The following is a 16230-nucleotide window of genomic DNA, read 5'->3' on the forward strand; positions in this document are numbered from 1 at the left end:
AGGGTTGCCACCAACTCTGGGGGCAACCCTCCTTCATAGCGTTTTCTTTGCTTTGCTTATCCCCTATACCCCAACTGAAACGGGTAAACAGCCCCAATCTTTAATAACAGGGTTAGCTCATCCAGTGCAGCGAGGGACTCCTCCGCGAGCTGCGGATCAGCGAGATCATCAGGGGCAAGCCGGTCACGGTAGTGGCGATTCACCCAAGCCGTCAGGTCGTCATAAAGCCCATCGGTGAGCAGTACACGACCGGTAAGCGCGGCGCGTTCGGCGTCTGTCAGCACCACACGCAGGCGCAGGCAGGCCGGGCCGCCGCCGTTGCGCATGCTCTGCTTAACGTCTTTAACGATCACTTCGCTGATGGGGTTATTGCCCGCTAGTAGGTAGTCTTGGATGGTGCGCCAGACCGCTTCGCGCTCTTGGCATTCGCCGGGCACGACCAGGGTCATGGTGCCGTCCGGGTTGGAGAGTAGCTGCGAGTTAAACAGATACGAGGCTACCGCATCCTCCATGCTCACTGCTTCCAAGGGTACGCGCACGGGAATCAGCGGCGTGGCCATTTTAGCGCGCAGCTCGTCCAGGGTGCCCTCTTCGTCCAGAAAGGCCATTTCGTGGTAGAGCAGTACCGGGCCGTTGCCCACGGCAATCACATCGTTATGGAATACGCCTGCGTCGATGGCGTCCGGGTGCTGCTGGGCAAATACCGTCTGCGCCTCCGTTAAGCCATGCTGGCGGGCTACCGCCTGACTGGCTTCCAAGGTTTGTCTGGCGGGATAGCGCTTGGGTGCGCGCTCGCCGCTACGCACGTCACCAAACGCCTGGCGGCCATATACAAGCAGATGCACGCCGGGTTCACCGTGCTCACCGCATAGACGGGTGTGATTCGCCGCCCCCTCGTCGGAAAAGGCTGGGGTAGCGGGCAGTACCGGATGGTGGGCGAAGTGCTGCTCGTCACGGAAAATTGCTTGCAGCACCCGGCCAGTCGTTTGCGGCTCTAAATAGCGGTGAAAGCTGGACTGTAGGTTGGCTGGGGTGAAGTGAACCCGGCTATCGGGTGCATCCATGCTGGGCGTGATCGTGCCCGCGTTCGCCGTCCACATACTGGACGCGGAGCAGACCGCCCGCAGCAGTTGTGGAGCCTCACGAGCGGCACGGGCCAGCACTTCGCTATTGCTGCCGCTAAAGCCCAAATCGCGCAGTGCGCCAATATCTGGGCGCTGCTGGGGGGGCAGCACGCCTTGGGCATAGCCTGCGTCCATCAGCGACTTCATTTTTAGAAGCCCCTGCAACGCGCCCTCTTTGGGATTAGACACTAACCCGCCGTGGCTCATAGACGCCACGTTACCTACCGCCAGTCCCGAGTAGTTGTGGGTCGGGCCGACTAGGCCGTCAAAATTAACTTCCCGGACGTCGAGGGCGCTCATAGACTGACTCCTGGCGGCAGGGTCTCGGGCATCTCCAGGCTATCGGCTTCCATGGACGCGACCGGGTAAGCGCAGTAGTCCGCCGCGTAAAACGCGCTGGGGCGGTGGTTACCGCTATCCCCTACACCGCCGAAAGGTGCGTCGCCGGAGGCGCCGGTGGTTTGGCGATTCCAGTTGACGATCCCGGCACGAATGCGCAGCAAGAAGTCGTCCCAATCGGCTTGGTCACCGCCAATTAACCCAGCGGAAAGCCCGTAGCGGGTGTTGTTGGCAAGCGTGAGCGCTTCATTCCAATCGCTATAGCGGTGGATTTTCAGCAGCGGGCCGAAGTGCTCCTCGTCGGGCACATCCAATCCCGTCACGTCGATTAGCGCAGGGCTTAACAGGCTGGTGTTCTCTTTCAGGCGCTTCATACGATTGATCACCGTACCGCCCATGGTCTCCAACGCCTCTTGGGCCTTGAGCAAGCCATCCGCCGCCGCCACGCTGACCAAACCGCCGTAAAACGGCGCAGGATTTTCCTCAAACTGACCCGCCACGTGCAGCTTAGCGATTGCCTCTGACAGCGCATCGATCAAGCGATCACCGACGGCGCCTTCAGGCACCATCAAACGCCGCGCGCAGGTGCAGCGCTGGCCGCCGGAAAGAAACGCTGACTGCAGAATCGCCAGCACAGCGGCCCGCTCGTCGTCGACATCTTTCACCACCAGGGGGTTATTGCCGCCCAGTTCCAGCGCCAGAATCTTATCCAGTTGACCGGCAAACTGTTGGTGCAGCATCCCGCCCACTTTGGCGCTGCCGGTAAACAGCAGCCCATCAATATCGGGATTACCTGCCAGCGCTTGGCCCACCGGCACACCGCCCTGCACCAGGTTGATAACGCCGGCAGGCAGACCGGCTTCCAGCCAGCACTGCAGGGTTAAATCTGCCGTCAGCGGGGTTTGGTCGCTGGGCTTGAAGACCACACAGTTACCCGCCAATAGCGCAGGCACCATATGCCCGTTGGGCAGATGACCAGGGAAGTTATAAGGGCCAAACACCGCCATCACGCCGTGAGGGCGATGGCGCAGCACCGCTTTTGCACTGCCAACGGCTTTTTCCCGCTCACCGGTGCGCTCGTTATACGCCTTAATCGACAGCGCCACCTTACCCACCATGGCACCCGCTTCGGTGCGCGCTTCCCAGAGTGGTTTACCGGTTTCAGAGGCTATCGCCACGGCTAACGCTTCACCGCGGTTTTTGAGCACCTCGGCAAACCGTTCGACCAGCGCCTGACGCTCGGCAAAGGGGGTACGGGCCCAATTGGGGAAGGCACCGCGGGCGGCCTTTACCGCGGCGGCGACTTGTTCAGCGCTGGCGGTTGCGGCTTGCCATAACGGCTGACCGGAAACGGGATCAACCTTGCTCAACGGCTCTGCGTCGCCCGCGACCCAGGCGCCATTGATAAGTTGCTGCTGTTGGGCGTGCATAAAAAAATCTCCTGTAAACGTCGCCTAGGAAACCTCTGATTAACTATTGCGCTTGGCCATACTGCGTTAAAAATCGCCTCAAAATGCTCATTTACACCCCGTAAACTCCGCTTTTTCGTTGATTTTTGCCTTGTCTGGCCTGCGCTCATCACATTAATCAGAGGCTCCTTAGGTTTCGAGTAGCCGTAAGGTATCGCCGGTGGAAACGCCTAAACGCTGCGCTTCTTGTTCGCTAAGCACGATGGTGTTGTCATCGGTAGGCGCACGACCTACCCAGCTAGCGGTGAAGTTCAGCATGTGGGTGGTGGCGGCCAGCCAGCGGCTAACGCTCTCTTCCGCTGCGCTATTGGATATTTCCACGTGGCAGAGACGTGAGTTACGGATGGCGCGCACGTCGTCAATATAAGCTTCCACCGTCGGGCCACCGTCGAAAATATCGATATAGCCTTCCCAGCGCAGCCCCTCTTTTTTAAGCATTTCCAGCGCCGGGCGGGTATGGCGATGCACCTGACCAATACAGGCCCGCGCCTCTTCAGCCATAAAGGTGGTGTAAATAGGAAACTTGGGCATAAGCTCGCCAATAAAACTCTTCTGCCCCAGGCCGGTTAGGCGGTCAGCTTCGCTGAAATCCATAGGGAAGAAGTGTTTGCCCAGGCTCTCCCAGAAAGGGCTGGTATTGTTTTCGTCAAATACGCCACGCATTTCCGCCAGCACTTTATCCGGGAAACGGTCGCGGAACTGGGCGATAAACAGCCAGCGAGCTTTGGAGAGCAGCGCGCCGTTGCGCAAGTGTTTGTTGGCTTCGCCGCGGTATTCCGGGCGCAGAAACAGCGAGCACACTTCGGCGTCACCGGTGTGGTCAGAGCTTAAAAACAGCGTATCGATGGTGCGGTGCAGATCCAGCTGTACTGACGAGTGTGCCAAGGTGCCCAGCCGGTAGTTATAGAATGGCACTTCGCGGCCCACCTGGCCCTCTATGGCGCAGCAACCAGCGAGCTCGCCGCTTACTTCATCTTCCAGCACAAAGAAGTAGAGCCGGTCATCCACCGGGGTGCGCTCTTCAAAGGCGCTGGCCGCAGACTCAATCTTACCGGCCAGAAACTCGCGGTTATCTGGCAGCGAGGTAAAGCCAACGCCCGCCTGCTGCGCAAGCGCCTGGAGCCCATCCAAATCATCACGGGCAATGGGTCGAATGCGCATTACATCTCTCCTTCATCGAGTGCGTCTACCGCGGAGGGTAGCGTCAGCGGCGCGGCAAGCACCGCCCGCCCTTCCGTGACGCCCAACCGCTCGGCGTGCTCAGGAGATAGCATCAACTGACCGGTGGGTGACAGCGCGTAACGCGCGACGATGCAACGGAACTCACCCAGCTTTTGATTGGCAACCAGCGCCGGTTCAGCATCAGGCAAGGTGTGCTCCGGGCGGATGCGCACCGGGTGCCAGGCGGCACTGCGGAAGGTTTCCAGCCGCTCGCGCTCGGCTTTGACAATCGGCCCGGCGTCGAAAATATCCACATGCCGCGAACGCACAAACCCCTCGGCCAGCATCTCTTCCAGCGCCTCTTCGTGAGCGGGGTGCTCACGACCTATCGCCGCCCGCGCCTGGGGCGTTAGCAGCGGCAGATAGAGCGGAAACTGGGGCATGACTTCAGCAATAAAGCTTTTCGAACGCACCCCGGCAATATGATTCATATCCTGGAAGCTGCGGGCGAAAAAGTGCCGCCCGACGCTCTCCCAAAACGGCGATTCGCTGCGGGTATCCAAGTAGCCGGGGAATGCCACCGCCAGAATGCGCGAAAAGCGCTCAGGATACTGGGCGATAAACATCAACCGCGCCCGGCGTAACAGGCTCTCCGCGCTGGTGCCTTTGTAACGTGGGTTAAGCGAAAAGGCGCACAGCAGCGTGGCGTCCGAGACTTCATGGGAGAGAGCCAGCGTCTGCACTTCGCGGCGCACGTTGAGCTGCTGGGAAGCATGAATCAGCGTTTCCTGACGGTAGGTATAATAGGCCTCGTTGGCGCCCGCCTGGGCACGGATAGTGGCCGTGCCCAGCACTTCCTCGCGGGTGTCGTCCGCCAGAACAAAGGTATAGTGCTCGTCTTCTGGAAACTCAACGTCACCGTTAAAGGCGTCTTGAGAACGCGTGATACGCTCCTGAAGCCGCTCACGATTAGCAGGCAAGTTGGTCAGCCTAGGCACTGCATGCTCGGCTAATTGCTCAAGCGCCGTGAGATCAGACGCCCTAACGGGTCGAACGACTAACATCCTCGACGTACCCCCTTCAGTTAACACGATTGACGCAGCCTGCTGCTCACTCATGCTGTCGCAACTAACCGCTCAATCGCGCGCTCTAAGCGCGCCATACCCTCGGCGATATCGGCTTCAGGAATGACCAAAGAAGGCGCCATACGCAGCACGTTCGGCCCGGCGATCAGCGCCATCAGGCCTTCCTCAATCGCCAGCGGCAGAATATCTTTGGCACGCCCTTCATAGGCATCCGACATCTGGGCGCCCATCAGTAGGCCCATACCACGAATCTCTTTAAACACGCCGTGCTTGCGGTTAATGGCTTCTAAATGCTCGCGGAACAGATCGTGGCGACGCTTAACGCCTTCAAGTACCTCGGGGGTATCGATAAACTCAACTGCCGCCAGGGCAACGGCAGATGCCAGCGCATTACCGCCGTATGTTGAGCCGTGGGTTCCCACAACCAGCGATTTGGCCACCGCATCAGTGGCCAGCATGGCGCCAATGGGGAAACCGCCGCCCAGGGATTTCGCGCTGGTGAGAATATCCGGCGTAATGCCGTAATTTTTATAGGCGTAGAGTTCGCCGCTGCGGCCAACGCCGGTCTGCACTTCGTCAAAAATCAGCAGCGCGTTATGTTCATCGCATAGGTCGCGCAGACCTTGGAGGAACGCCTGGGTGCCGGGCACGATACCGCCCTCGCCCTGCATAGGCTCGACCATAATCGCGCAGGTATCATCGCCGACCAGCTTGCGGACGCTTTCCAGATCATTGTAGTCAGCATGTAAAATGCCACCAGGTACCGGTCCAAAGCCTTGGGAGTACTTGGGCTGGCCGCCGACGCTGACGGTGAAGAAGGTGCGCCCATGGAACGACTGATAAAACGAGATGATTTTATCTTTATGCTCGCCGTGGTTATCCACTGCCCAGCGGCGCGCCAGCTTCAGCGCAGCTTCGTTGGCTTCACCACCGGAGGAGCACAAGAACACCTTATCGGCGAAGGTGCGCTCGACCAACGTTTTGGCGAGCGCAAGCGCTGGCTCGTTGGTGAATACGTTAGACAGGTGCCACAGCTTTTCGCCCTGCTCTTTGAGCGCATTGACCAACACCGGATGGCAATGGCCAAGGGAGTTAACCGCGATGCCCCCGGCAAAATCGATATATTCTCGCCCCTGTTGATCCCACAAGCGGCTACCTTCACCACGCACGGGAATGACCTGCTGTGGTGAGTAGTTGGGCGTCATGTAGTGGTCGTAATCTTGACGGCTTGGGGTATCGCTCATGGGACGCTATCTCCAGTGGAGGAAAGGAATGAAAACAGTATAAGGGGCCAACAAGGTTAACCGCTTTCAGCAATGGGACGGCAAATTATGAATAGCGGCGCTTATCCTAGGCGCTCTTCTCTCGGCGTCATGCCGAAATGGTGACGATAGGCGGTAGAAAAGTGTGCTCCAGAGGAAAACCCCGTGGCAAACGCAATATCGCCTACCGGCCGGTCACTATCGCGCAGCTGTTTGCGCGCTTCCTGCAAGCGCAAGTCGAGATAGTAGCGGCTGGGCACCGCCTGCAGATACTTTTTAAATAGCCGCTCCAACTGACGCCGAGAGATCCCCAGGTGTTCGGCCAGCTCCAGGGTCGAGAGCGGCTCCTCAATATTGGCTTCCATGAGTGTGACAGCATCCACCAGACTTTGCGGCGCATGGCCCAAGCGGCTACGCAGCGGCACGTGTTGGCGCTCATCTGCCAGGCGAATGCGGTCGCAGACAAACTGCTCTGACACCTGCTCTGCCAAGCGGGCACCGTGATGCTGGCCAATCAGTGTGAGCATTAGATCCAGGGCCGCGGTACCGCCCGCGCAGGTGAGTCTATCGCGATCAATTTCAAACAGCTGCTGGGAAAGCGTCACCTGCGGATAAGCCTGGGAAAATGCCTCAAAGCGCTGCCAGGGCAGCGTTGCCCGATAGCTATCAAGCAGCCCACAGCGCGCCAACACCTCTGTGCCCCCTGCCAACCCACCTAGTGCCACACCGCGACCCTGATGCCCCCGCAGCCAATCATTCAGCTTTGCAGGCAGCGTATAGGGCAATGGTGTCGGTGCACATATGAACAGCAGGTCTAGTGGGCCTAAAGCCGTACTTAGCTCATGCTGCGCTATGAGCGAAAGCTGGGCGCCACTCCGCACTGGCTCGTCATTGAGGCTTAGCGTGACGGTTTGGTAAAGCATTTGCCCACTTAGTTGGTTGGCCATTTGCAGCGGTTCTAGCGCACTGGCGTGGGTCAATAACGAAAACCCCGGCAACAGCAGAAAAGCCACCCGCCGACGAGTGATACCGGTGTGGGAGGTTAACGGGTTGGGCAGCATGATAACTGACTGGCTTGTATAAAAAACCGCATGAAAAACCGCATGAAAAACCGCCATCGGCCTAGGGAAGCGACCATCTTACCCAATTGCGTAGAGGATGGCAGCGTTATGACCACTGCAGCAAAAACGTGACGCATGAATGCAAATTGCCGGGCCAAAGCCCGGCAATTTAAAGCCTAGTTAAACACTAATTTCCCCGATTAATAATGCCTAACACGATGATGCTAACCACAATTACGCCGAGAATGATCACCACCAACGGTAGCAGCTTGTATAACCCGTCTGGTCGCTTCTTGGCTTCAGGCTGTAGATGCGGTTTGGAGGTTTCATAATCCTCTGGTATCCGCTCATTGATAATGTGCTGCTTCTCTTCTTCCGGGGTTTTGCTTTCCCTAGTATCCATAAACACCTCCCGCGTTCCGGTCGAATTGGGCGGCGCTCCCGCCCCAGTGAATGGCTTACAGATTCACGACATCAAACTTAACCTCTGGGTTGACGTCGGCATCGTAATCAACATCGTCACGCTCGAAACCAAACAGTTTCAAAAATTCGTGCTTATACCCAGCATAGTCGGTAATTTCGAATAAGTTTTCAGTCGTCACCTCCGGCCAAAGATCCTGGCACGCTTGCTGTACGTCATCGCGCAACTCCCAGTCATCCAGACGCAGACGTCCAACTTCGTCGGTGGAGAACTCACCGCGAAGACCTTCGGCCGAATAGAGCTGCTCGCCAAATAGACGGTTCAACTGATCGATAGTGCCTTCGTGCAGGCCCTGCTCTTTCATGATGCGGTAGACCATGGCGATATACAGCGGCATCACTGGAATAGCCGCGCTGGCCTGGGTGACGACCGATTTCAGAACGGCCACATTGGCGCCGCCACCGGTCTCTTTCAGTTTGGTATCGATAGCCGCTGCAGCGCGGTCAAGGTCTTCCTTGGCTTTACCCAGCGCACCGTGCCAGTAAATCGGCCAGGTAATTTCGGTACCGATATAGCTAAACGCTACGCTGCGCGCGCCTTTGGCCAACACTCCGGCTTGGTCAAGCGCCTCCATCCACAGTTCCCAATCTTCGCCACCCATCACGGTGATAGTGTCATCGATTTCCTGCTGGGTGGCCGGCTCCACCTCGGCTTCGATGATAGCGTCTTTATTGGTGTCGATAGCGGTGGCGCGGTAGGTCTCGCCAATCGGCTTCAAGCTTGAGCGCTTCAGTTCGCCGCTATCCGGCAGTTTGCGCACGGGGGACGCCAGCGAGTAAACCACCAGATCAATCTCACCCATGTCTTGCTTGATCAATTCGATGGCTTTTTCCCGCGCTTCATGGGAGAACGCATCGCCGTTAATCGAATTGCTATACAGCCCTTCCTGCTTGGCAAACTTGTCGAAAGCTGCACTGTTGTACCAACCTGCGGTGCCCGGTTTTTTATCGGTGGCGGGCTTTTCAAAGAACACGCCAAGCGTGTCGGCGCCATAGCCAAACGCTGCGGTAATACGTGCGGCCAACCCATAGCCACTTGAAGCCCCAATGACGAGCACTTTTTTTGGGCCAGTCTGCTTATCCAAACCACGAGCGCGGGTCGCTTCAATCTGTTCGCGAACATTCTGCTCGCAGCCGATGGGATGAGTAGTGGTACAAATAAAGCCGCGTACTTTGGGTTTAATAATCACATCGAACCTCGTTATCGGATTGATTTTGCTTTTGATATCGTAACTGGCAACATCACAACTAGCGACATCGTTTTGCCATAGCAGTGTCATGACTCAGTGAGGCTATTCTAGCTGTCTCCGTGCGCCCTGTCCGCTCTTGAGCTATTGTCCACCTTTAACTACTCCTCCCTTGAGCTGGGGGCGCTTTCGCGTCACGATAGGAGCTCAAGTGCTTATGTCAGCAACGACTTCCCATGAGGCAACCATGAATGCACAGCAGCTAGTAGATGAACGTGGCGATTTATGGCTAGCGCTAGCCCCGCTGTGGCTGGATCGTGAACCCAGCGAGCGTGATTACGTGCGTATGGTCGAGGTCGTAGAGCGCTATGATATGACTCTTAATGAGCTGGAGTGGATGTTTCGCCTGGAAATGGCGCCAGTGATGTCCCGCCACCAGCTCTCAATTGCCAGCGAGTGGCGCCAGTTTAACGACCGTAAGCTGATGCAGCAGCTGGTCAATCACAACATGCGTTTGAAGGGCTGGCGACGCAAAAGCTGGGCGCTGTTTTCAGGCTTAACCACCATGATGGTGCGTCACCGCTGGAACGCACTAATGAACCGTGTGACCGTCGCGCGGGGCGAGCAAGTATAGAAGGGTAGTACCTCGACGCTATGGGTAGCTTTCATCTAAAGCTTTTTCCAATGCCAAGCGCAATGGTCGCCCGTGGTCTCGCGGCCCAAAGCGGGCAATCACCTTGCCATCACGGCCCACCAGGAACTTGGTAAAATTCCACTTGATCAGTTGTGTCCCCAACACGCCAGGCGCCTCACGCTTGAGCAGCACAAACAGTGGGTGGGCATCACGGCCATTGACATTAACCTTCTCCAGTAGCGGATAACTGACACCAAACGTCTGTTCGCCAAATTGGCAAAACGCTTGGGCGCTTTCCGGCGACTGACGGCCAAACTGATTGCACGGGAAACCGAGTACGGTGAAGCCACGATCCCGGTAGCGTTGGAAAAGGGTTTCTAGCTCGCTTAGCTGCGGAGTAAAACCACACTGGCTGGCAACATTCACCACTAGCAGCACTTGGCCGCGCAGCGCACGTAAGTTGAACGGCAGCCCTTGGTGGGTATAGCAGTCTTGGTCGTAAATTTGCATCAATCGGCCCCACAAAACACCAAACGGCATGGGTATTACCATGCCACGGCTATGCTTTTTACACCAGCGGTCCAGCGACCACTCGTAGCGCCAGCACGATTAATAGTACTCCAGTGATGCGGTTAATCCAGTGGGCACGCTGCTGCAGCCAGGGCAGAAACTGTGAGTGGGAAAGCACCACCGCGACCAGTACGTACCACCCCCCGTCAATAATCATCGCCGTTAACACAATGATCGCTTTGGCCAACCCACTCATCTCCGGGGTCACAAACTGGCTCAGCAGCGCGACAAAAAACAGAATCAGCTTCGGGTTACCTAATGCCACCAGTACACCCTCTTTGGCGGCCTGGCCCCGGCTAGTAACAATCGCATTAGGCGCTAAGGCACCGGCTTTACCGGCTCGCATGGCTTTAACCCCTAGCCACGCCAAATAAGCTGCGCCGCACCAGGTAATCAGTTGGAACAGCAGCGGAAAACCAGCAATTAACGCGCCTAGCCCCCAAACGGTCAATAGCGCATAAAAGCCCACACCAAAGGCATGGAAGATTGCTGCGGTCACCCCAGTAAAACGACCACCGCCTAGCGTATGGCGCAGCACTAGTGCCAAGCTCGGCCCCGGCGACATAGCGCCCATGGCACAAATCGCGGCGAGTGATAGCCAGAGTGTCAACGGCATGCCTGTTCCTCCTTGAAGGGTCGATACCACAGTGTGGGGGCTGGCGGCCAGTAAACGCCAAGCCAAGCAACACTTCGGTAAGCATCTTAAATAACGCTGTTAGCATGGTACGCTGTTGGGTAAAATTTACTCTTTTTGCTCTATGCGACTTTTTCGCTTCTTTTCACTAATTTGAAAACATCCGCCCCGCCGCTCAATGCGCGGGGCATATAGCAAACATAGGTCTTGAAGACATAGATCTTGAAAACCTAGGACTTGAAAAAACAGGACGGTAACATGGGTAGGGCTTTTCAGAACCGTAAGGAATCCATGGCCAAAACGGCCGACGCCAAGACCAAAGTCTATAGCAAATATGGACGTGAAATTTACGTTTGCGCTAAAGCGGGCGGCACCGACCCCAACGGCAACTTGGCGCTGCGCGGTTTAATGGAGCGGGCAAAGAAAGACCAAGTGCCCTCTCACGTTATTGATAAAGCACTCGACAAAGCTAGCGGCGCCGGGGGCGAAGATTTCTCCGCTGCTCGTTACGAAGGTTTTGGCCCTGGCAATGTGATGGTGATTGTCGACTGCCTTACCGACAACCCCAACCGCACCTTTGGTGATGTGCGCGGCTGCTTCACCAAAACCAAGAGCAAAATCGGCACCCCGGGTAGCGTCAGTCATATGTTTGACCACTGCGCTATCTTCTCCTTCGCCGGAAGCGATGAAGATGCCGTGCTTGAAGCCTTGATGGAAGCCGATGTGGATGTTACCGACATTGAGCAAGAAGGCGAACGCATCACTGTTTTCGCCCCGCATACCGACTATGCCAAAGCCAAACAGGCGCTGCTAGATGCCTTCGGTGATATTGACTTTGAGGCTGACGAGATCCAATTTCTGCCGCAAACCACCACCCCGGTTGAAGGCGACGATGTAGCGATGTTTGAAAAGTTTCTCGCCATGCTCAATGAGCTGGACGATGTGCAAAACGTCTATCACAGCGGTGAATTGCCTGAAGAGAATGATAGCTAGTCACTACCTCTTGAGGAAGCTGACCCCACCGCGTTGCGGTTATCCAAGGCCGCATCCGGTGGCAACATCGCTGATTGTACACCCGCGGCACTCAGCACTTTTTTGCCGCGCAAGGTGAGATCGGTAATAAACAGAAATTGCTGACGGGGATCTACAGGATAGGCGCGTATGCGATAGTGGGTGCCCCAGGGTTTCTCCTCGGCCACCACAATGATCGGTTGGTCGAATTTGAGGTAGGCACTGGTCAGCGCTACATCGCGCAGCGCTTTACGTACCCAGCCTGCCTCATGCTCTGGGTGAAGATAAAAGCTCGCCACGCACTGCAGGCTGGCACCACCGTTGTTGGCATTATAAACGGCGTGATCCCACAACTTTAAATGCGGCACATAGACCAAATCATCGTCGGGGGTTTGGATGTCGACGGTGCGTAAGCCAACGTGTTTGACCTCACCGTAGGTATCTCCAATTTGAACCCAGTCGCCGGGCCGATAAGGGAGCTCTACCGCTGAAACAACGCCGGCTATCAGGCTGCTCACGTAATCTTTCATAGCAAAGCCAATAGCTAAGCCCAGCGCGCCCATCAGGGTCACCATGTTGCGTAGCGACGGCTCAACAATAATCGGTACGATGATGGCGAGCGCCGTAATCAAAATCAGCAAGCGCGTCATCGGCACCAAGGCAAAAATACGAAAGCGAACTTGGCCGTGCAGACGGTTGCCAAGCCAGTTCAGCCCCCTCTGGCTGACAATAATCAGCACAATGGTCGATAGCAGCACTATCCCCAGGGAAATCAGCGCTTCGCTATCGATATCGTTAAACAGTCGGGCGTACTTCTGTTGCTCTTCCATAGGTTGCCCTCCGCGGGCCTGTCTCTTTTACCGGGGCTGCTTAGAGAGGGTCCACTAGGTATTTACGCGACTCTAATAATTGGCGAACGCTCGCATAGCTTAACGGTGTTATCTGCCAACGCCCTTCGCAGTTTGAAACAATGCCTTTGCGCTGCAGGGCTAAACGAGCATTAAGTGCTTCATGGTGTGAGAACGGCAGCACTTCCCCTAGACAGTGGTCATCCAGACCGCCATGAACCAATAACGCATGCAGCACCAGCGTGGCGATATCTCCGGTATCAGCGGCAAGTTCCGCCTCGGCGAGGGCATCTACCAGCCACAGCGCCTCTTCATCGTCTACTTTTGGCTCACGCAACCGCTCTCGCCAGTAGTGCCAAGCAAGGCCTACATGACCGCGGCAATTGGCTGCCAGGCGTTGTAGCTCTTTATTGGTGCCTTTACGTGAGGCTTCATTCTTCACTAGCTCGTGGCCATTGCCTTTCAGGTTAGCGAGTACCTGCTTACCTGTTCGCGTGCTGTAAACAGGCGGAGGCTGCCCCGAATGGGTCGCAATTTCTGCAAAATAGCGCGACAGCTGCTCGCCTTCCATCGATTGAAGGGTAAACACTGGCGCTCCATCGATACCGATCGCTCGTTGAAGGAAGGCGTAGGTCCAGCTGTCACAGCCAATCACCCCCTGCCCCAAGCGGCCACTTAAAGCGCGCTCAAGAAACTCTCGGATACCCTGAATACCCTGGGTGTGACGTAAAAAATAGCGTTCTAGAGCGGGAATGGCCCATTCTCGTTGATTGACACAACGCTCTACCCACTGAGTGCTGCCCTCGGCTATTTCGCTAAGCGTGGGCGGGGCTAAACAGGTAACATGATGCTTTTCAGCCCAATGAGTGACCACCGAAGCATGGCCACTGAAGGGCGTGGTAATAAAGAACGTAACCGGCGCATCCTGGCCTTCTAGCTGTTGCGCTAACGCCATCGCCACGGGAGCCCAATCAATTGGCGGCACTATGTGCGCTAGCCTAACCTCGGGTAGCGCGCGTAGCTCACTCTCGTCTTTGACCTGCTGTTCAGCGTTGTTTTTACCCCCCAGCCACGTCGAAACCGAGCGCAGCGAACGTCGCCACTGGCTTGCCTGGGTCTGCTCGGGGGTACGAAATTGATCGAGCTCGACGACCGCCCACAGCGGTGCGTCAGCTGATGATGGTTGCTCCCCCATGACTCTATCCCTATGGCTAGCGTTAAGCACTCACTTTAGCATGACGCACCCCGGTTCTAACCTCTCAGGCGAACTTATGGTCTAAAATAAAGTCTTTATAGCCAGTAGTTAGCACACTTAACGGACTATTATTTTATTGCCTAAGCAATGGCATAAGCTAAAGGAGAAAGCGATGAGTGTTGTTCACGTTAGTGAAGCAGAGCTGCACGCCAAGCTCGAGAAGTGTATTGCCGGTGAACGACTGCTGATTGAGCATGAAGGCAATCGCTTTAGCGCCAGAATCCAGCATGTCGGGTTAGTGGGCGTGAAGGTGATACCTGAATCCGAGATCAAGAACAGCCACAAAACGCCAGGGGACGTAGAAGGCGTCACGGTACCCTATGACGAGATACTGGAGCTTGAAGTGAAGGGTGTGGTCTACAGCCGATTGCCAGATTAGTCGTCACTGACTAACCTTCCCACCCCTTTCTTTCAGTAATCCGACTGACCCTTCCCTACGCAGGCACTTGCGGGCTTTCCATAAGTGCCTCGGCAACACGCTCAAGCACCAGGGTTTCCCTATGGATGGAAATGCCCATTTTGCTAGGGCGGCGCTGAATCACACTCCGATTATGCGTCAGCGCATCTTCAAGACTCACCCAAGCAGCGGACATACCGTTGGCGACTTCATAATCTTCAAAGCGTGTCTCGCCTAGCGTATGGCCGATCTCACAGCTAAACCAGTGTGAAGTCTGATACATCACGTCCCAGTCCGCCTTAAAGGTGGGCGCGTATTCGGTCACATAGCCGAAGTGGGAAACGATCTCGATTTGGTTTGCACCCGTCTCTTCATGAAGCTCACGATGCAAGCCAGCCTCAGGACTTTCCCCCGGATCAATCCCGCCACCGGGAAAGCTAAAATCGTCATAGCGTTCGGTATACAGCAGCAGTATTTTATCGTCACGGGTGACGATGGCTCTGGCTGCCTCACGCTTTAATACCCGCAGCCGCTCGACATCCAGCGGCTGGGCTAAAGATTCATGCACTAAGTGAGCTAAACGTTGCATAAGCACCGTATTTAAATGAGTAAGTAAATTGGTTAATGGCTAGATGAAAAAAGCGGCCATTCTACCCGAATGGCCGCTTAACGTCAGGCTGCTGATTGCATGAAAAGCTTACATGGTCAGGCAAATTTTGCCGAAGTGCTGGCCAGACTCCTGATGGCGGAAAGCGTCGGCTATCTCGGCAAGCGGAAATTCACGGTCAATGATCGGATGCATATCGAATGTTTCCAGCGCACGGATCATCTCGATCTGCTGGCGACGACTGCCCACAATCAAGCCTTTCAAACTCGCCTGCTTAGCCATTAATTTAGCCGTGGGTATTTCACCTTCGCGGCCGGTGAGGATACCAATCAAGGCGATATGCCCACCGATTTTGATCGCATCAAAGGATTGCGGCAACGTACCCGGCCCGCCCACTTCGACGATATGATCAACGCCTTCTCCATTGGTAAGCTCTTTAACTCGCTTACCCCAATCAGGCGTCTCTTTATAATTAATAGTGTGCTCGGCGCCCATCTCACGCAGACGCGCCAGCTTTTCGTTAGAGGAAGAAGTAGCGATTACCCGCGCGCCCATTAGGCGAGCAAACTGCAGGGCAAAAATGGATACCCCACCGGTGCCCAGCACCAGCACGCTATCGCCCGCTTTAATGCCACCATCGACGACCAGCGCCCGCCAAGCGGTTAAGCCAGCGGTGGTTAAGGTAGCGGATTCCGCGTGGCTGTAGCCCTTGGGCTGATGGGTAAACCACTCAACGGGGCGGACCACCTGCTCGAGGGCGTAGCCATCCACGCCGTCGCCCGGCGTAGTGCGAAAATCACCCACTCTGGCGGGGCCTTCCAGCCAATGCGGGAAGAAGGTCGAAACCACATGGTCGCCCACCGCGAATTCGCTAACACCTTCGCCGACGGCTTCAACAACGCCCGCGCCGTCCGACATGGGTATACGCCCATCGTCGGTGGGAATCATTCCCGCCACCACGGCGTAGTCATGAAAATTCAGCGAACTGGCGTGCAGGCGTACTTTAATTTGGCCTGGGCCAGGCTCGCCTGGGGCCGCTAGTTCAACGACTTCTAGCTTGTCTAAACCGCCGGGCTTTCGAAGCTGAATGGCTTGCATCACTACCT

At 56.2% G+C, this 16230-nt stretch carries 17 protein-coding genes; 3 read left to right on the forward strand and 14 right to left on the reverse strand.

Annotated features, from left to right (window positions below; all coding sequences use genetic code 11):
* Positions 1 to 56 precede the first annotated feature (56 nt).
* The 8 genes from astB to fabV form a co-directional block, all read right to left on the reverse strand.
* Positions 57 to 1424 carry an N-succinylarginine dihydrolase gene (gene astB, locus KUC_RS12320; RefSeq protein ID WP_007113531.1) on the reverse strand — a complete coding sequence of 456 codons (1368 nt, stop codon included), beginning with the start codon at positions 1422 to 1424 and terminating at the stop codon, positions 57 to 59.
* Positions 1421 to 2893, reverse strand: a complete 1473-nt coding sequence (gene astD / locus KUC_RS12325) for a succinylglutamate-semialdehyde dehydrogenase (RefSeq protein WP_007113532.1) — start codon at positions 2891 to 2893, stop codon at positions 1421 to 1423. Before astD ends, astB begins: the two co-directional genes overlap by 4 nt.
* A gap of 168 nt (positions 2894 to 3061) precedes the next feature.
* Positions 3062 to 4093 (reverse strand): arginine N-succinyltransferase, encoded by a 1032-nt coding sequence (astA, locus tag KUC_RS12330; protein ID WP_007113533.1) that lies wholly within the window; start codon positions 4091 to 4093, stop codon positions 3062 to 3064.
* Positions 4093 to 5157 carry an arginine N-succinyltransferase gene (locus KUC_RS12335; protein WP_007113534.1) on the reverse strand — a complete coding sequence of 355 codons (1065 nt, stop codon included), beginning with the start codon at positions 5155 to 5157 and terminating at the stop codon, positions 4093 to 4095. Before KUC_RS12335 ends, astA begins: the two co-directional genes overlap by 1 nt.
* Positions 5158 to 5207: 50 nt before the next feature.
* Positions 5208 to 6422 carry an aspartate aminotransferase family protein gene (locus KUC_RS12340; RefSeq protein ID WP_007113535.1) on the reverse strand — a complete coding sequence of 405 codons (1215 nt, stop codon included), beginning with the start codon at positions 6420 to 6422 and terminating at the stop codon, positions 5208 to 5210.
* A 101-nt stretch (positions 6423 to 6523) separates the two neighbouring features.
* Complete coding sequence (locus tag KUC_RS12345; protein WP_176459039.1) at positions 6524 to 7501, reverse strand: GlxA family transcriptional regulator; 978 nt, start codon at positions 7499 to 7501, stop codon at positions 6524 to 6526.
* Positions 7502 to 7688: 187 nt separating this feature from the next.
* Positions 7689 to 7904: a hypothetical protein gene (locus KUC_RS12350; protein WP_040480793.1), complete on the reverse strand. Its 216-nt coding sequence runs from the start codon at positions 7902 to 7904 to the stop codon at positions 7689 to 7691.
* 55 nt (positions 7905 to 7959) lie between these two features.
* Positions 7960 to 9171, reverse strand: coding sequence for an enoyl-ACP reductase FabV (fabV, locus tag KUC_RS12355; RefSeq protein WP_040481064.1), 1212 nt, complete (start codon positions 9169 to 9171; stop codon positions 7960 to 7962).
* A 244-nt stretch (positions 9172 to 9415) separates the two neighbouring features.
* Between fabV and KUC_RS12360 the strand changes: the two genes are divergently transcribed.
* Complete coding sequence (locus tag KUC_RS12360) at positions 9416 to 9802, forward strand: DUF7079 family protein (protein WP_007113539.1); 387 nt, start codon at positions 9416 to 9418, stop codon at positions 9800 to 9802.
* An 18-nt stretch (positions 9803 to 9820) separates the two neighbouring features.
* On the opposite strand, the gene KUC_RS12365 is transcribed toward KUC_RS12360, so the two are convergent.
* The gene (locus KUC_RS12365; RefSeq protein WP_040481066.1) at positions 9821 to 10312 is read right to left on the reverse strand and encodes a glutathione peroxidase; all 492 of its coding nucleotides are present in this window, start codon (positions 10310 to 10312) and stop codon (positions 9821 to 9823) included.
* A gap of 58 nt (positions 10313 to 10370) precedes the next feature.
* Positions 10371 to 10988 carry a LysE family translocator gene (locus tag KUC_RS12370; RefSeq protein ID WP_176459038.1) on the reverse strand — a complete coding sequence of 206 codons (618 nt, stop codon included), beginning with the start codon at positions 10986 to 10988 and terminating at the stop codon, positions 10371 to 10373.
* A 276-nt stretch (positions 10989 to 11264) separates the two neighbouring features.
* Between KUC_RS12370 and KUC_RS12375 the strand changes: the two genes are divergently transcribed.
* Positions 11265 to 11999 carry a YebC/PmpR family DNA-binding transcriptional regulator gene (locus KUC_RS12375; protein WP_040480795.1) on the forward strand — a complete coding sequence of 245 codons (735 nt, stop codon included), beginning with the start codon at positions 11265 to 11267 and terminating at the stop codon, positions 11997 to 11999.
* Here the strand turns inward: KUC_RS12375 and KUC_RS12380 are convergent.
* Both KUC_RS12380 and KUC_RS12385 read right to left on the reverse strand, forming a co-directional pair.
* A complete protein-coding gene (locus KUC_RS12380; protein WP_007113543.1) occupies positions 11996 to 12847 on the reverse strand; it encodes a mechanosensitive ion channel family protein in 852 nt (283 codons plus the stop codon). The two genes, KUC_RS12375 and KUC_RS12380, sit on opposite strands and share 4 nt — an antisense overlap.
* 40 nt (positions 12848 to 12887) lie before the next feature.
* Positions 12888 to 14060: a hypothetical protein gene (locus KUC_RS12385; protein WP_007113544.1), complete on the reverse strand. Its 1173-nt coding sequence runs from the start codon at positions 14058 to 14060 to the stop codon at positions 12888 to 12890.
* A 172-nt stretch (positions 14061 to 14232) separates the two neighbouring features.
* Between KUC_RS12385 and KUC_RS12390 the strand changes: the two genes are divergently transcribed.
* Positions 14233 to 14499, forward strand: coding sequence for a hypothetical protein (locus KUC_RS12390; RefSeq protein ID WP_007113545.1), 267 nt, complete (start codon positions 14233 to 14235; stop codon positions 14497 to 14499).
* 55 nt (positions 14500 to 14554) lie between these two features.
* Here KUC_RS12390 and KUC_RS12395 read toward each other — a convergent pair whose 3' ends face one another.
* Together KUC_RS12395 and KUC_RS12400 are read right to left on the reverse strand one after the other, a co-directional pair.
* On the reverse strand, positions 14555 to 15106 hold the full coding sequence (locus tag KUC_RS12395) for an NUDIX hydrolase (protein ID WP_007113546.1): 552 nt from the start codon (positions 15104 to 15106) through the stop codon (positions 14555 to 14557).
* 108 nt (positions 15107 to 15214) lie between these two features.
* The gene (locus KUC_RS12400) at positions 15215 to 16222 is read right to left on the reverse strand and encodes a zinc-dependent alcohol dehydrogenase family protein (protein WP_007113547.1); all 1008 of its coding nucleotides are present in this window, start codon (positions 16220 to 16222) and stop codon (positions 15215 to 15217) included.
* Positions 16223 to 16230 lie beyond the last annotated feature (8 nt).

The organism is Vreelandella boliviensis LC1 (assembly GCF_000236035.1).
GTDB classification, from domain to species: domain Bacteria; phylum Pseudomonadota; class Gammaproteobacteria; order Pseudomonadales; family Halomonadaceae; genus Vreelandella; species Vreelandella boliviensis.

Excerpts from the sequence above, each read along its gene's own strand:
- KUC_RS12390 (WP_007113545.1), top strand. The coding sequence starts at position 14,233 with ATGAGTGTTGTTCACGTTAGTGAAGCAGAGCTGCACGCCAAGCTCGAG.
- astA (WP_007113533.1), bottom strand. The coding sequence starts at position 4,093 with ATGCGCATTCGACCCATTGCCCGTGATGATTTGGATGGGCTCCAGGCG.
- astB (WP_007113531.1), bottom strand. The coding sequence starts at position 1,424 with ATGAGCGCCCTCGACGTCCGGGAAGTTAATTTTGACGGCCTAGTCGGC.
- KUC_RS12385 (WP_007113544.1), bottom strand. The coding sequence starts at position 14,060 with ATGGGGGAGCAACCATCATCAGCTGACGCACCGCTGTGGGCGGTCGTC.
- KUC_RS12335 (WP_007113534.1), bottom strand. The coding sequence starts at position 5,157 with ATGTTAGTCGTTCGACCCGTTAGGGCGTCTGATCTCACGGCGCTTGAG.
- KUC_RS12365 (WP_040481066.1), bottom strand. The coding sequence starts at position 10,312 with ATGCAAATTTACGACCAAGACTGCTATACCCACCAAGGGCTGCCGTTC.
- KUC_RS12340 (WP_007113535.1), bottom strand. The coding sequence starts at position 6,422 with ATGAGCGATACCCCAAGCCGTCAAGATTACGACCACTACATGACGCCC.
- KUC_RS12375 (WP_040480795.1), top strand. The coding sequence starts at position 11,265 with ATGGGTAGGGCTTTTCAGAACCGTAAGGAATCCATGGCCAAAACGGCC.
- KUC_RS12345 (WP_176459039.1), bottom strand. The coding sequence starts at position 7,501 with ATGCTGCCCAACCCGTTAACCTCCCACACCGGTATCACTCGTCGGCGG.
- KUC_RS12370 (WP_176459038.1), bottom strand. The coding sequence starts at position 10,988 with ATGCCGTTGACACTCTGGCTATCACTCGCCGCGATTTGTGCCATGGGC.
- KUC_RS12395 (WP_007113546.1), bottom strand. The coding sequence starts at position 15,106 with ATGCAACGTTTAGCTCACTTAGTGCATGAATCTTTAGCCCAGCCGCTG.
- KUC_RS12380 (WP_007113543.1), bottom strand. The coding sequence starts at position 12,847 with ATGGAAGAGCAACAGAAGTACGCCCGACTGTTTAACGATATCGATAGC.
- KUC_RS12350 (WP_040480793.1), bottom strand. The coding sequence starts at position 7,904 with ATGGATACTAGGGAAAGCAAAACCCCGGAAGAAGAGAAGCAGCACATT.
- KUC_RS12360 (WP_007113539.1), top strand. The coding sequence starts at position 9,416 with ATGAATGCACAGCAGCTAGTAGATGAACGTGGCGATTTATGGCTAGCG.
- astD (WP_007113532.1), bottom strand. The coding sequence starts at position 2,893 with ATGCACGCCCAACAGCAGCAACTTATCAATGGCGCCTGGGTCGCGGGC.
- KUC_RS12400 (WP_007113547.1), bottom strand. The coding sequence starts at position 16,222 with ATGCAAGCCATTCAGCTTCGAAAGCCCGGCGGTTTAGACAAGCTAGAA.